We start from the raw sequence: 14908 nt of genomic DNA on the forward strand, positions 1-14908 counted from the left end.
TATGCACGAGAATCAACAACCACAAACCGAGGCTTTTGAGCTGAGTGCGGCTGAGCGTGAAGCGATTGAGCACGAGAAGCACCACTACGAAGACCCGCGTGCGGCGTCCATTGAAGCGCTGAAAATCGTTCAGAAGCAGCGTGGCTGGGTGCCGGATGGGGCGATTTATGCGATAGCTGACGTGCTGGGTATCCCGGCAAGCGACGTTGAAGGTGTTGCCACGTTTTACAGCCAGATCTTCCGCCAGCCGGTAGGCCGCCACGTAATCCGTTACTGCGACAGCGTGGTGTGCCATATCAACGGCTATCAGGGGATCCAGGCGGCGCTGGAGAAAAAACTCAACATCAAGCCGGGGCAGACGACCTTTGACGGTCGTTTTACGCTGCTGCCAACCTGTTGCCTGGGGAACTGCGATAAAGGGCCGAACATGATGATCGATGAGGACACTCACGCTCACCTGACCCCGGAAGGCATTCCCGAACTGCTGGAGCGGTATAAATGAAAGACATTATCCGTACTCCCGAAACGCATCCGCTGACCTGGCGTCTGCGTGATGACCAACAGCCGGTCTGGCTGGACGAATACCGTAGCAAAAACGGTTACGCAGGTGCGCGTAAGGCTCTGACCGGCCTGTCACCGGATGAAATCGTTAATCAGGTAAAAGACGCTGGCCTGAAAGGGCGCGGCGGCGCGGGCTTTTCCACCGGTCTGAAGTGGAGCCTGATGCCGAAAGACGAATCCATGAACATCCGTTACCTGCTGTGTAACGCCGATGAAATGGAGCCGGGCACCTATAAAGACCGTCTGTTGATGGAACAGCTGCCGCACCTGCTGGTGGAAGGCATGCTGATCTCCGCGTTTGCGCTGAAAGCGTACCGCGGCTATATCTTCCTGCGCGGTGAATATATTGAAGCGGCGGTGAATCTGCGTCGCGCGATTGCTGAAGCGACCGAAGCCGGTCTGCTTGGCAAAAACATTATGGGCACCGGTTTCGATTTCGAGCTGTTTGTGCACACCGGGGCAGGGCGTTACATCTGTGGTGAAGAAACCGCATTGATTAACTCCCTCGAAGGTCGTCGCGCTAACCCGCGCTCCAAGCCGCCGTTCCCGGCAAGCTCTGGCGCATGGGGTAAACCGACCTGCGTTAACAACGTCGAAACTCTGTGTAACGTTCCGGCTATTCTCGATCAGGGTGTGGAGTGGTACCAGAACATCTCGAAGAGCAAAGATGCTGGCACCAAGCTGATGGGCTTCTCCGGTCGCGTGAAAAACCCTGGCCTGTGGGAACTGCCGTTCGGCACTACCGCGCGTGAAATCCTCGAAGATTATGCGGGCGGCATGCGCGATGGCCTGAAGTTTAAAGCCTGGCAGCCGGGCGGTGCGGGGACTGACTTCCTCACCGAAGCGCACCTCGACCTGCCGATGGAGTTCGAAAGCATCGGTAAAGCGGGCAGCCGTCTGGGTACCGCGCTGGCGATGGCCGTCGATCACGAGATTGGTATGGTTGGGCTGGTGCGTAACCTCGAAGAGTTCTTTGCCCGCGAGTCCTGTGGCTGGTGTACGCCGTGCCGTGATGGTCTGCCGTGGAGCGTGAAAATTCTGCGCGCGCTGGAGCGTGGCGAAGGTCAGCCAGGGGATATCGAGACACTTGAGCAACTGTGTCGTTTCCTCGGTCCGGGCAAAACCTTCTGCGCACACGCGCCGGGTGCGGTCGAACCGCTGCAGAGCGCGATTAAATATTTCCGCGAAGAATTCGAAGCTGGCATCAAGCAGACCTTCAGCAATACTCATGCGATTGGTGGTATTCAGCCGAACCTGCTGAAAGAGCGCTGGTGATAGCAGGGTTAACCCTGTATCGCGATAAGAAATTCGATTAACGCTCGGTCACGACCGAGCCAACTGGAAGCATGCTGACTATGGCTACGATTCATGTAGACGGCAAAGAATATGAGGTCAACGGAGCGGACAACCTGCTAGAAGCTTGTCTGTCCCTCGGCCTTGATATTCCGTACTTTTGCTGGCACCCGGCGCTGGGAAGCGTCGGTGCTTGCCGCCAGTGTGCGGTGAAGCAATATCAAAACGCGGAAGACACGCGTGGTCGCCTGGTGATGTCTTGTATGACACCGGCCACCGAAGGCACCTTTATTTCGATTGATGACGAAGAAGCGAAGCAGTTCCGCGAGAGCGTAGTGGAGTGGTTGATGACTAACCACCCACATGACTGCCCGGTCTGCGAAGAGGGCGGTAACTGCCACCTTCAGGATATGACCGTGATGACCGGCCATAGCTTCCGTCGCTACCGCTTTACCAAGCGCACCCACCGTAACCAGGACCTGGGGCCGTTCATCTCTCACGAAATGAACCGCTGCATCGCCTGCTATCGCTGCGTTCGTTACTACAAAGATTACGCTGACGGTACGGATCTGGGCGTGTATGGCGCACACGACAACGTCTACTTCGGTCGCCCGGAAGACGGCGTACTGGAAAGCGAATTCTCCGGTAACCTGGTAGAAATTTGCCCGACCGGCGTGTTCACTGATAAAACGCACTCCGAGCGTTATAACCGTAAATGGGACATGCAGTTTGCGCCGAGCATCTGCCAGCAGTGTTCCATTGGCTGTAACACCAGCCCAGGTGAGCGTTATGGCGAACTGCGTCGTATCGAAAACCGCTATAACGGTACCGTTAACCATTATTTCCTCTGCGACCGTGGTCGTTTTGGCTATGGTTACGTGAACCTGAAAGACCGTCCGCGTCAGCCGGTACAGCGTCGTGGCGATGACCTGATCACCCTCAACGCCGAGCAGGCGATGCAGGGCGCGGCTGACATTCTGCGTCAGTCGAAGAAAGTGATCGGCATCGGCTCCCCGCGCGCCAGCGTTGAAAGCAACTTCGCGCTGCGTGAACTGGTCGGTGCGGATAACTTCTATACCGGCATCGCTCAGGGCGAGCTGGAACGTCTGCAACTGGCGCTAAGCGTGCTGCGTGACGGCGGTATTCATACCCCGGCACTGCGCGAGATCGAATCTTATGATGCGGTACTGGTGCTGGGCGAAGATGTCACCCAGACCGGCGCGCGCATTGCGCTGGCGGTACGTCAGGCGGTGAAAGGTAAAGCACGTGAAATGGCGGCGGCACAAAAAGTGGCCGACTGGCAGATTGCGGCCATCCTCAACATCGGCCAGCGCGCCAAACATCCGCTGTTCGTGACTAACGTTGACAGCACCCGTCTGGATGATATCGCGGCATGGACCTACCGTGCGCCGGTTGAAGATCAGGCGCGTTTAGGTTTTGCTATCGCCCATGCGCTGGATAACACCGCCCCGGCGGTTGATGGTATCGACCGTGACCTGCAGAACAAAATCGATGTTATCGTTCAGGCCCTGGCCGGAGCGAAGAAACCGCTGATTATTTCCGGTACGAATGCCGGTAGCGCTGAAGTGATTCAGGCCGCTGCCAACGTGGCGAAAGCGCTGAAAGGTCGCGGAGCTGACGTCGGCATCACCATGATTGCTCGCTCTGTTAACAGCATGGGCCTCGGTATGATTGGCGGCGGTTCTCTCGACGATGCGCTGACTGAGCTGGAAACAGGTCGCGCTGACGCCGTTGTAGTGCTGGAAAACGATCTGCATCGCCATGCTTCAGCAACGCGTGTTAACGCCGCGCTGGCGAAAGCACCGCTGGTACTGGTTGTTGACCATCAGCGCACCGCAATTATGGAAAACGCCCATTTGGTGCTTTCCGCTGCAAGCTTCGCTGAAAGCGATGGTACGGTCGTTAACAACGAAGGCCGCGCACAGCGTTTCTTCCAGGTGTATGACCCAAGCTACTACGACAGCAGCATTGTGATGCTGGAAAGCTGGCGCTGGCTGCACTCACTGCACAGCACCGTGCAGAGCCGTGAGGTGGACTGGACGCAGCTTGATCACGTCATCGACGCAGCCGTGGCCGCGCTGCCGCAACTGGCTGGCATTAAAGATGCCGCGCCGGACGCGAGCTTCCGTATTCGCGGGCAGAAACTGGCACGTGAGCCGCATCGTTACAGTGGTCGTACCGCTATGCGTGCGAACATCAGCGTGCATGAACCGCGTCAACCGCAGGACAAAGACACCATGTTTGCCTTCTCTATGGAAGGGAACAACCAGCCGTCTGCGCCGCGTTCACAAATTCCGTTTGCCTGGGCACCAGGCTGGAACTCTCCACAAGCGTGGAACAAATTCCAGGATGAAGTGGGCGGAAAACTGCGTCATGGCGATCCGGGCGTGCGTCTGATCGAAGCATCTGTTAGTGGTCTGGACTACTTCACTACCGTTCCGGCGAGCTTCCAGGCGCAGGATGGTCAGTGGCGCATCGCGCCGTACTATCATCTGTTTGGTAGCGACGAAATGTCCCAGCGCGCGCCGGTCATCCAGACTCGCATGCCGCAGCCGTATATCAAACTCAACCCGGCTGATGCCGCGAAGTTGGGCGTTAATACCGGTACGCACGTTTCCTTTAGTTATGATGGCAGCACGGTCACATTACCGGTTGAAATCTCTGAAGGGTTGACGGCGGGGCAGGTTGGTTTGCCGATGGGTATGCCGGGTATCGCGCCAGTTCTGGCAGGTGCGCGTCTTGAGGATCTGCAGGAGGCACAACAATGAGTTGGATTACACCCGATCTGATTGAGATCCTGCTGAGCATTCTCAAAGCGGTGGTGATCCTGCTGGTGGTGGTCACCTGCGGGGCATTCATGAGCTTTGGTGAACGTCGTCTGCTGGGTCTGTTCCAGAACCGCTACGGACCGAACCGTGTGGGCTGGGGCGGTTCGCTCCAGCTGGTTGCGGACATGATCAAGATGTTCTTTAAAGAAGACTGGATCCCAAAATTCTCGGATCGCGTCATCTTTACCCTGGCACCGATGATCGCCTTCACCTCGCTGCTGCTGGCCTTCGCCATTGTGCCGGTCAGTCCGAACTGGGTGGTGGCCGACCTTAACATCGGGATCCTGTTCTTCCTGATGATGGCCGGTCTGGCAGTGTACGCGGTGCTGTTTGCCGGTTGGTCGAGCAACAACAAATACTCGCTGCTCGGCGCGATGCGTGCGTCTGCGCAGACCCTGAGCTACGAAGTGTTCCTCGGGCTTTCCCTGATGGGGGTGGTGGCGCAGGCCGGTTCATTTAACATGACCGACATCGTCAACAACCAGGCTGATATCTGGAACGTTATTCCGCAGTTCTTTGGTTTTGTCACCTTTGCCATCGCGGGCGTAGCGGTCTGTCACCGTCACCCGTTTGACCAGCCGGAAGCCGAGCAGGAACTGGCCGATGGTTACCACATTGAATATTCCGGTATGAAATTCGGTCTGTTCTTCGTGGGCGAGTACATTGGTATCGTCACCATTTCTGCGCTGATGGTTACCCTGTTCTTCGGTGGCTGGCATGGCCCGTTCTTACCGCCATTCGTCTGGTTCGCGCTGAAAACCGCGTTCTTTATGATGATGTTCATTTTGATTCGTGCGTCGTTACCGCGTCCTCGTTATGACCAGGTAATGTCCTTCGGCTGGAAAGTTTGTCTGCCGCTGACGCTCGTCAATTTGCTGGTAACGGCGGCTGTCATTCTGTGGCAGGCGCAATAAGGGACACAAAGACCATGACCTTAAAAGAATTACTTGTAGGCGCAGGCACCCAGCTTCGTAGTATCTGGATGATCGGCCTGCATGCGTTCGCAAAACGCGAAACGCAGATGTATCCGGAAGAGCCGGTCTATCTACCGCCCCGTTTTCGTGGTCGTATCGTTCTGACGCGCGACCCGGACGGCGAAGAGCGCTGCGTTGCCTGTAACCTGTGTGCGGTAGCGTGTCCGGTAGGCTGTATCTCTCTGCAAAAAGCAGAGACCAAAGATGGACGCTGGTATCCGGAGTTTTTCCGCATCAACTTCTCACGCTGCATTTTCTGCGGTCTGTGCGAAGAAGCCTGTCCGACAACGGCCATTCAGCTTACGCCAGATTTCGAACTGGGTGAGTACAAGCGCCAGGATCTGGTTTACGAGAAAGAGGATCTGCTGATCTCCGGTCCGGGTAAATATCCGGAATATAACTTCTACCGGATGGCAGGTATGGCAATCGACGGCAAAGATAAGGGCGAAGCAGAGAACGAAGCTAAGCCTATCGACGTCAAGAGCCTGTTACCGTAAGGAGAGGGGCAATGGAGTTCGCTTTTTATATCTGTGGCCTGATAGCCATTCTCGCAACCTTGCGGGTCATCACCCACACCAATCCGGTACACGCACTGTTGTATCTGATTATTTCGCTGCTGGCGATTTCTGGGGTGTTCTTCTCGCTGGGTGCTTACTTCGCGGGTGCACTGGAAATTATCGTCTATGCGGGCGCCATCATGGTGCTGTTCGTGTTCGTGGTCATGATGCTCAACCTGGGCGGTGCTGAAATCGAACAGGAACGCCAGTGGCTGAAACCACAGGTGTGGATTGGTCCGGCGATTCTGTCGGCCATCATGCTGGTGGTCATTGTCTACGCTATTCTCGGCGTTAACGATCAGGGCATCGACGGGACGCCAATTAGCGCGAAAGCGGTCGGTATCTCGCTGTTCGGACCGTATGTACTGGCGGTCGAACTGGCTTCGATGCTGCTGCTGGCAGGTCTGGTTGTGGCCTTCCACGTTGGTCGCGAAGAGCGTTCTGGTGAAGTGCTGAGCAACCGCACTGATGACCGCGCGAAAAGAAAAACGGAGGAGCACGCATGATCCCCTTACAACATGGACTGATCCTCGCTGCGATTTTATTCGTCCTGGGCTTAACCGGTCTGGTTATCCGCCGCAATCTGCTGTTTATGCTGATCGGGCTGGAAATCATGATTAACGCCTCTGCGCTGGCCTTTGTGGTCGCCGGAAGCTACTGGGGCCAGACCGATGGTCAGGTGATGTACATTCTCGCCATCAGCCTTGCGGCTGCGGAAGCGAGCATTGGACTTGCGCTGTTGCTGCAGCTTCATCGCCGTCGCCAGAACCTGAACATCGATTCAGTAAGTGAGATGCGTGGATGAACATGCTTGCCTTAACCATTATTCTGCCATTTATTGGCTTTGTATTACTGGCGTTCTCTCGCGGTCGTTGGTCAGAAAATCTGTCTGCCACCGTGGGCGTCGGGTCGATTGGCCTGGCCGCGCTGGTCACTGCGTTTGTTGGCGTTGATTTCTTCGCCAATGGTCAGCAGGCCTACAGTCAGCCGCTGTGGACGTGGATGTCCGTTGGCGACTTTAATATCGGCTTTAACCTGGTGCTGGACGGCCTGTCGCTGACCATGCTCTCCGTGGTTACCGGCGTTGGTTTCCTGATCCACATGTTCGCCTCCTGGTATATGCGCGGGGAAGAGGGTTACTCTCGTTTCTTCGCTTACACCAACCTGTTTATCGCCAGCATGGTCGTTCTGGTACTCGCGGATAACCTGTTGCTGATGTACCTCGGCTGGGAAGGCGTGGGCCTGTGCTCTTACTTACTGATCGGTTTTTACTACACCGATCCGAAGAATGGCGCGGCGGCAATGAAAGCCTTCGTTGTGACCCGTGTGGGCGACGTGTTCCTCGCTTTTGCGCTGTTCATCCTCTACAACGAGCTGGGCACGCTGAACTTCCGTGAGATGGTTGAACTGGCACCGGCGCATTTTGCAGACGGCAACAACATGCTGATGTGGGCGACCCTGATGCTGCTGGGCGGTGCGGTTGGTAAATCGGCACAGCTGCCGTTGCAGACGTGGCTTGCTGACGCGATGGCCGGCCCGACGCCTGTCTCTGCGCTGATCCACGCCGCAACGATGGTTACCGCCGGTGTCTACCTGATTGCGCGTACCCACGGCCTGTTCCTGCTGACGCCGGAAATCCTGCACCTGGTGGGGATTATCGGGGCTATCACGCTGGTGCTGGCAGGTTTTGCTGCACTGGTACAGACCGACATCAAACGCGTTCTCGCGTATTCCACCATGAGCCAGATTGGCTACATGTTCCTGGCGCTTGGCGTTCAGGCATGGGATGCGGCGATTTTCCACCTGATGACGCACGCCTTCTTTAAAGCGCTGCTGTTCCTGGCATCCGGCTCGGTTATCCTTGCCTGCCACCACGAACAGAACATCTTCAAGATGGGCGGCCTGCGTAAGTCAATCCCACTGGTTTATCTCAGCTTCCTGATCGGTGGCGCGGCGCTGTCGGCTCTGCCGCTGATTACTGCAGGTTTCTTCAGTAAGGATGAGATTCTGGCCGGTGCGATGGCGAACGGTCATATCAATCTGATGGTTGCAGGTCTGGTCGGGGCGTTTATGACCTCTCTGTACACCTTCCGTATGATTTTCATCGTGTTCCACGGCAAAGAACAAATTCACGCGCACGCAGGGAAGGGGATTACCCACCATCTGCCGCTGATTGTGCTGATGATCCTGTCCACCTTCGTTGGCGCGCTGATCGTGCCTCCGCTGCATGGCGTGCTCCCGGCAACGACCGAGCTGTCGCATGGTAGCGTGATGACGCTGGAAATTACCTCTGGCATCGTTGCGATCGCGGGCATCCTGATTGCAGCCTGGCTGTGGCTGGGTAAACGCACGCTTGTGACCTCGATTGCCAACAGTGCGCCAGGCCGTATGCTGGGCACCTGGTGGTACAACGCCTGGGGCTTTGACTGGTTGTACGACAAAGTGTTCGTCAAGCCGTTCCTTGGCGTTGCCTGGTTGCTGAAACGCGATCCGCTTAACTCAATGATGAATATCCCGGCTGTCCTCTCCCGCTTTGCAGGCAAAGGTCTGCTGCTCAGCGAGAACGGTTATCTGCGCTGGTATGTCGCGTCAATGAGCATCGGTGCGGTTGTCGTGCTGGCATTGCTGATGGTACTGCATTGATCGTAAAGTGAATTTTATTCAAATTCGTTGAAAATCAGGCCTCTGCTTGAGGCCTTAAAAAGGAACAAATATCGCCATGTTATTACCCTGGCTAATACTGATTCCCTTTATCGGCGGCTTCCTGTGCTGGCAGACCGAACGCTTTGGCGTGAAGATGCCACGCTGGATTGCGCTGATTACCATGGGACTGACGCTGGCGCTTGGCCTGCAACTGTGGTTGCAGGGCGGCTATTCACTGACGCAATCCACCGGTATTCCGCAGTGGCAGTCTGAGTTTGTCGTGCCGTGGATCCCGCGCTTTGGCATCTCTATTCATTTAGCAATCGACGGTCTGTCATTGCTGATGGTGGTGCTGACCGGTCTGCTCGGCGTTCTGGCGGTGCTGTGTTCCTGGAATGAAATCGAAAAATACCAGGGCTTCTTCCACCTGAACCTGATGTGGATCTTAGGCGGCGTGATCGGCGTGTTCCTTGCCATCGACATGTTCCTGTTCTTCTTCTTCTGGGAAATGATGCTGGTGCCGATGTACTTCCTGATCGCGCTGTGGGGGCATAAAGCCTCTGACGGTAAAACGCGTATCACGGCGGCAACCAAGTTCTTCATTTACACCCAGGCGAGTGGTCTGGTGATGTTGATTGCTATCCTGGCGCTGGTGTTTGTGCACTACAAAGCAACCGGCGTCTGGACCTTCAACTACGAAGAACTGCTGAACACCCCGATGTCCCACGGCGTGGAATATCTGCTGATGCTGGGCTTCTTCATCGCCTTTGCGGTGAAAATGCCGGTGGTTCCGCTGCACGGCTGGTTGCCGGATGCGCACTCCCAGGCACCGACCGCAGGTTCCGTTGACCTGGCAGGGATCTTGCTGAAAACCGCGGCCTACGGTCTGCTGCGCTTCTCTCTGCCGCTGTTCCCGAACGCGTCGGCTGAGTTCGCACCTATCGCTATGTGGCTGGGTGTTATCGGTATTTTCTACGGCGCGTGGATGGCCTTTAATCAGTATGACATCAAGCGTCTGATTGCCTACACCTCCGTATCCCATATGGGCTTCGTCCTGATTGCTATCTACACCGGTAGCCAGTTGGCGTACCAGGGCGCGGTTATCCAGATGATCGCGCACGGTCTGTCTGCAGCCGGTCTGTTCATTCTGTGTGGTCAGCTGTACGAACGTCTGCATACGCGTGATATGCGTATGATGGGCGGCCTGTGGGGCAAAATGAAATGGTTGCCTGCGCTGTCGATGTTCTTCGCAGTCTGTACGCTGGGTATGCCGGGTACCGGTAACTTCGTGGGCGAATTTATGATTCTGTTCGGCAGCTACCAGGTGGTTCCGGTCATTACTGTGATCTCAACCTTTGGTCTGGTATTTGCCTCTGTTTACTCGCTGGCGATGCTGCATCGCGCTTACTTCGGTAAAGCGAAAAGCCAGATTGCCAGTGTAGAACTGCCAGGGATGTCGCTGCGTGAGCTGTTTATCATCCTGTTGCTGGTCGTGCTTCTGGTACTGCTTGGCTTCTATCCGCAGCCGATTCTGGATACCTCGCATTCTGCGATGAGCAACATCCAGCAGTGGTTTGTTAATTCTGTTACTACTACAAGGCCGTAAATCGCCATGACAATAACTCCACAACACCTGATTGCGCTGCTACCGCTGCTGATCGTCGGCTTGACGGTGGTGGTTGTGATGCTCTCCATTGCGTGGCGACGCAATCACTTCCTCAATGCCACACTGTCGGTCATTGGGCTTAACGCCGCGCTGGTTTCGCTTTGGTTTGTTGGCCAGGCGGGCGCTATGGACGTCACCCCGCTGATGCGGGTTGACGGTTTCGCCATGCTCTACACCGGGATGGTGCTGCTGGCGAGCCTTGCCACCTGTACCTTTGCCTACCCGTGGCTGGAAGGCTACGACGACAACCGGGAAGAGTTCTACCTGCTGGTGCTGATTGCCGCGCTCGGCGGTATTCTGCTGGCTAACGCTAACCATCTGGCGGCGCTGTTCCTCGGTATTGAGCTTATCTCTCTGCCGCTGTTTGGCCTGGTGGGCTACGCGTTCCGTCAGAAGCGATCGCTGGAAGCCAGTATCAAATACACCATCCTGTCTGCTGCAGCGTCTTCCTTCCTGCTGTTCGGTATGGCGCTGGTGTACGCGCAGTCCGGCAACCTGTCGTTCGTGGCGCTCGGTAAGAGTCTCGGTGACGGTATGCTGAACGAGCCGCTGCTGCTGGCAGGCTTCGGTATGATGATTGTTGGCCTCGGCTTTAAACTCTCTCTGGTGCCGTTCCACCTGTGGACGCCAGACGTATACCAGGGCGCTCCGGCTCCGGTTTCCACCTTCCTGGCGACGGCGAGCAAAATCGCTATCTTCGGTGTGGTGATGCGTCTGTTCCTGTACGCGCCGGTTGGAGACAGCGAAGCGGTACGTATTGTGCTGGGTGTGATTGCCTTTGCGTCCATCATCTTCGGTAACCTGATGGCGCTGAGCCAGACCAACATCAAGCGTCTGCTCGGTTACTCCTCTATCTCTCACCTCGGCTACCTGCTGGTGGCGCTGATTGCGCTGCAAAGCGGCGAGATGTCGATGGAAGCGGTAGGTGTATACCTGGCCGGTTATCTGTTCAGCAGCCTCGGCGCGTTCGGCGTGGTGAGCCTGATGTCGAGTCCGTACCGCGGCCCGGATGCTGATTCACTGTTCTCCTACCGTGGTCTGTTCTGGCATCGCCCGATCCTCGCGGCGGTGATGACGGTGATGATGCTGTCTCTGGCAGGTATCCCGATGACGCTGGGCTTTATCGGTAAGTTCTACGTGCTGGCGGTCGGTGTGCAGGCTAACCTGTGGTGGCTGGTTGCCGCTGTGGTGGTCGGTTCTGCGATTGGTTTGTACTACTACCTGCGCGTTGCCGTGAGCCTGTACCTGAGCGCTCCGCAGCAGCTGAACCGCGATGCACCATCCAACTGGCAGTACAGCGCGGGCGGTATCGTGGTGCTGATCTCTGCGCTGCTGGTCCTGGTGCTGGGTATCTACCCGCAACCGCTGATCAGCATCGTGCAGTTAGCGACGCCGCTGATGTAAGCGAGATACTGAAACGAAAAAACCCGCCTCGGCGGGTTTTTTTATGCAACGAAGATTATCAGGCAGAGATCTGGCGGCTCACCAGCGGCCCATTAATGTCCTGTGCCGCACGTTCCATCACTTCCTGAATAACAGAGGATAGCTCGTTGATCTCGAACTTTGCGACGTAGCCATCGGCCTTTACTCTACGCACGTGATCTTCATTAGCGCTACCGGAAAGGGACGAGTGAATGACGACCGGGATCTTCTTCAAACGCTCATCGGTCTTAATCTTACGGGTTAGCGTAAAACCGTCCATCTCCGGCATTTCCAGATCGGTAAGTACCAATGCAATTTTGTCGCTGATGGGCTTACCTTCCGACAGCGCTTCTGCGGACAGTTGCTGAATTTTTTCCCACGCATCTTTGCCTGTGACATGCATCTGATGTGGAATATTCATGGCGTTAAGCCCTTTTTCCAACATTGCGCGAGCGACCTTAGAGTCTTCCGCCACAATTGCTACGGCACCCGGTGTGATGTTGAATGTGCTGGTCTTCAGATTGGTGGCGCGCAGATCGTGGTTTGACGGCACAATGTCATACAGGATCTGTTCGACGTCGAGTACCAGCGCCAGGTTGTTGGTCTCTTTGTTGTCATCCAGACAGGCGATGCTGGTGATATAGCGACCGTTGACGGCTTTCTCGGCGGTATGCACCTGCTGCCAGTCCAGGCGCATAATATTTTCCACGGACTCTACCGCAAACGCCTGCACGCTGCGGGCGTATTCGGTGATCAGCAGGATGTTAAGTCCGGTCTCAGGTTTGCATCCCGCGACGGCGGGCAGGTCGATCACCGGGATCACCTGATCGCGAATATTCACCATGCCCAGCAGCGGGGCTTTCATACCTGCCGGACGCGTAAATGCGGGCATCGGCACAATTTCGCGCAGCTTAAATACGTTGATGCCAAATAGCTCCGATTTCTGCTCATTCAATGATGTGCCGAGGCGAAACAGCAGCAGTTCAAAGCGGTTAGACAGGGTTAGGTTGGTCCTGTCATCAATATCTTTCTGAATATTATTCATCCTGTCCTCAGTGTGAACGCCAGCCTTTTCTCTGTTATCGGCACTGAGGCGGAAAAATAGAGCGCTAAACCGTGAAAATGGCGAAATCGTGCGCCAGTTCGGTTGCCGGAAACAGCGTCCGGCACTCTTCGAGCAAGCGTTGGCAGCCTTTTTCATCATAACGCGAGCTGACGTGGGTCATAATTAATCGACCAACCCCTGCCTCCAGCGCCAGCTGCGCGGCCTGGCGGGTGGAACTGTGCCCCCGGCTGTTGGCCTTTTCTTCCATCGAGGCGTCGAGCGTGGTTTCATGCACCATCACATCCACACCTTTTGCCAGTTCGAGGGCAGCAGCGCACGGCGCGGTATCGCCAAAAATCGCCACTGATTTGCCCGGTATTGCCGGGGCGAGAAAATCGGCACCGTTAATTGAACGCCCATCGTCCAGTACGACGCTTTTCCCGGCTTTGAGATCCTGAAACCACGGCCCCGGTTTAACGCCTGCCGCCTTCAGCGCACTGGCGTTAAGCGCGCCGGGCTTGTCATGTTCCTCAATGCGAAAACCGTAGCACTCCAGCGGATGCTCCAGCGCGAAAGCGGTCACTTTGCGCAGGCCGTCGTCGAGGATTTCTCCAGCGGTAATTTCCACAATCTCCAGCGGATAATCGGTCCAGGAGCCGCTCAGGCGTAGTGCGGTCTCGGTAAACTCGCGTAATCCTTTTGGCCCGTACAGCGTCAACGGCTGGACGTTTCCGGCCATCGAACGGCTGCACAGCAGTCCCGGCAAGCCAAACAGGTGATCGCCATGTAGATGGCTGATAAAAATACGATCGAGTTTTCCCGGATTGAACGGCGTGGTAAGCATTTGATGCTGCGTGCCTTCGCCGCAATCGAAAAGCCACAATCCCGCCTGAGTTGGGTGTTGCAGATTGAGTAATATTGCCGTTACATTGCGTGAGCGCGTAGGGACTCCCGCTGACGTGCCTAAAAAAATTAATTCCATCTTTGCGTTACACTTTTCGCCATCAATAAGGCAGGGTGTTCAGGTTATCACAACCAAGGGGCAGACAATGATTCACTGGCAAGATCTCCACCATACAGAACTGACCGCCCAGCAGCTGTATGCCATCCTTCAGTTGCGCTGTGCGGTGTTTGTTGTCGAGCAACAGTGTCCGTATCAGGATGTGGATGGCGATGACTTAGTGGGTGAAAACCGACACCTTCTGGGGTGGCAGAATGAAGAACTGGTGGCGTATGCGAGGATTCTGAAAAGCGACGACGATCTTGAGCCGGTGGTTATCGGTCGGGTGATCGTCAGCGTTGCGTTGCGCGGGGAAAAACTAGGGCAGCAGTTAATGACGCAGACGCTGGCATCCTGCATGCAGCACTGGCCGCACAAGGCGCTATACCTGGGCGCGCAGGCGCATTTGCAATCTTTCTACGCGCGCTTTGGCTTTGCTCCTGTTACGAATGTTTATGATGAAGATGGCATCCCGCACATCGGCATGGCGCGTGAGGGACATCAGGCGTAAACAGCTCTGGTCGTCTATAGTTAGCGGGTACGTAAATAGAAAGGGAGAAAATAATGTCTTTTCATTCTTATGAATCACGTATTGATGATGACCTGGAATTACTCAGTGAAACGCTGGAAGAAGTACTGCGCTCTTCGGGCGATCCTGCCGACCAGAAGTACCTTGAGTTAAAAGCGAAAGCCGAGCAGGCGTTAGAAGATGTGAGAAATCGCGTGAGCCACGCCTCGGACAGCTATTATTATCGCGCGAAGCAGGCCGTTTGCCGGGCAGATGACTATGTGCATGACAAACCGTGGCGCGGGATCGGCGTAGGCGCAACGGTCGGTTTAGTGATGGGTTTATTGTTAGCACGGCGATAAATTCACCACCTCCATCGCATTTGTCAGT

Annotated in this window: 14 protein-coding genes; 12 read left to right on the plus strand and 2 right to left on the minus strand. The window is 55.8% G+C overall.

The window, feature by feature from the left end; genetic code table 11:
- The first annotated feature begins 1 nt into the window (after nt 1).
- The 10 genes from nuoE to nuoN all read left to right on the plus strand — a co-directional run bounded on the left by nuoE (nt 2) and on the right by nuoN (nt 11947).
- Complete coding sequence (nuoE, locus tag JQ822_RS12735; protein ID WP_003028069.1) at nt 2-502, plus strand: NADH-quinone oxidoreductase subunit NuoE; 501 nt, start codon at nt 2-4, stop codon at nt 500-502.
- Nucleotides 499-1836 (plus strand): NADH-quinone oxidoreductase subunit NuoF, encoded by a 1338-nt coding sequence (gene nuoF, locus JQ822_RS12740; RefSeq protein WP_213133759.1) that lies wholly within the window; start codon nt 499-501, stop codon nt 1834-1836. Before nuoE ends, nuoF begins: the two co-directional genes overlap by 4 nt.
- Before the next feature lie 80 nt (nt 1837-1916).
- Entirely contained in the window at nt 1917-4643 is a 2727-nt protein-coding gene (gene nuoG, locus JQ822_RS12745) for an NADH-quinone oxidoreductase subunit NuoG (RefSeq protein ID WP_213133760.1), read from the plus strand.
- On the plus strand, nt 4640-5617 hold the full coding sequence (nuoH, locus tag JQ822_RS12750) for an NADH-quinone oxidoreductase subunit NuoH (protein WP_003028063.1): 978 nt from the start codon (nt 4640-4642) through the stop codon (nt 5615-5617). Before nuoG ends, nuoH begins: the two co-directional genes overlap by 4 nt.
- A gap of 14 nt (nt 5618-5631) precedes the next feature.
- Complete coding sequence (gene nuoI / locus JQ822_RS12755; RefSeq protein WP_135321187.1) at nt 5632-6174, plus strand: NADH-quinone oxidoreductase subunit NuoI; 543 nt, start codon at nt 5632-5634, stop codon at nt 6172-6174.
- A gap of 11 nt (nt 6175-6185) precedes the next feature.
- On the plus strand, nt 6186-6740 hold the full coding sequence (nuoJ, locus tag JQ822_RS12760; protein ID WP_213133761.1) for an NADH-quinone oxidoreductase subunit J: 555 nt from the start codon (nt 6186-6188) through the stop codon (nt 6738-6740).
- Complete coding sequence (gene nuoK, locus JQ822_RS12765; RefSeq protein ID WP_000612644.1) at nt 6737-7039, plus strand: NADH-quinone oxidoreductase subunit NuoK; 303 nt, start codon at nt 6737-6739, stop codon at nt 7037-7039. The genes nuoJ and nuoK overlap by 4 nt, the downstream gene beginning before the upstream one ends.
- Entirely contained in the window at nt 7036-8877 is a 1842-nt protein-coding gene (gene nuoL, locus JQ822_RS12770; RefSeq protein ID WP_213133762.1) for an NADH-quinone oxidoreductase subunit L, read from the plus strand. The genes nuoK and nuoL overlap by 4 nt, the downstream gene beginning before the upstream one ends.
- A gap of 76 nt (nt 8878-8953) precedes the next feature.
- Nucleotides 8954-10483, plus strand: a complete 1530-nt coding sequence (gene nuoM, locus JQ822_RS12775; protein ID WP_135321190.1) for an NADH-quinone oxidoreductase subunit M — start codon at nt 8954-8956, stop codon at nt 10481-10483.
- 6 nt (nt 10484-10489) lie between these two features.
- The gene (nuoN, locus tag JQ822_RS12780) at nt 10490-11947 is read left to right on the plus strand and encodes an NADH-quinone oxidoreductase subunit NuoN (RefSeq protein ID WP_115257911.1); all 1458 of its coding nucleotides are present in this window, start codon (nt 10490-10492) and stop codon (nt 11945-11947) included.
- 58 nt (nt 11948-12005) lie between these two features.
- On the opposite strand, the gene JQ822_RS12785 is transcribed toward nuoN, so the two are convergent.
- Complete coding sequence (locus JQ822_RS12785; protein WP_213133763.1) at nt 12006-13010, minus strand: chemotaxis protein; 1005 nt, start codon at nt 13008-13010, stop codon at nt 12006-12008.
- A 64-nt stretch (nt 13011-13074) separates the two neighbouring features.
- On the minus strand, nt 13075-13992 hold the full coding sequence (gene rbn / locus JQ822_RS12790; protein ID WP_213133764.1) for a ribonuclease BN: 918 nt from the start codon (nt 13990-13992) through the stop codon (nt 13075-13077).
- A gap of 67 nt (nt 13993-14059) precedes the next feature.
- On the opposite strand from rbn, the gene JQ822_RS12795 reads away from it, so the two are divergent.
- The gene (locus tag JQ822_RS12795) at nt 14060-14521 is read left to right on the plus strand and encodes a GNAT family N-acetyltransferase (protein WP_213133765.1); all 462 of its coding nucleotides are present in this window, start codon (nt 14060-14062) and stop codon (nt 14519-14521) included.
- Between the two features lie 53 nt (nt 14522-14574).
- Entirely contained in the window at nt 14575-14880 is a 306-nt protein-coding gene (elaB, locus tag JQ822_RS12800) for a stress response protein ElaB (RefSeq protein WP_135321195.1), read from the plus strand.
- The last annotated feature ends 28 nt before the right edge of the window (nt 14881-14908 follow it).

Source organism: Citrobacter sp. FP75 (genome assembly GCF_018342065.1).
GTDB lineage: Bacteria > Pseudomonadota > Gammaproteobacteria > Enterobacterales > Enterobacteriaceae > Citrobacter.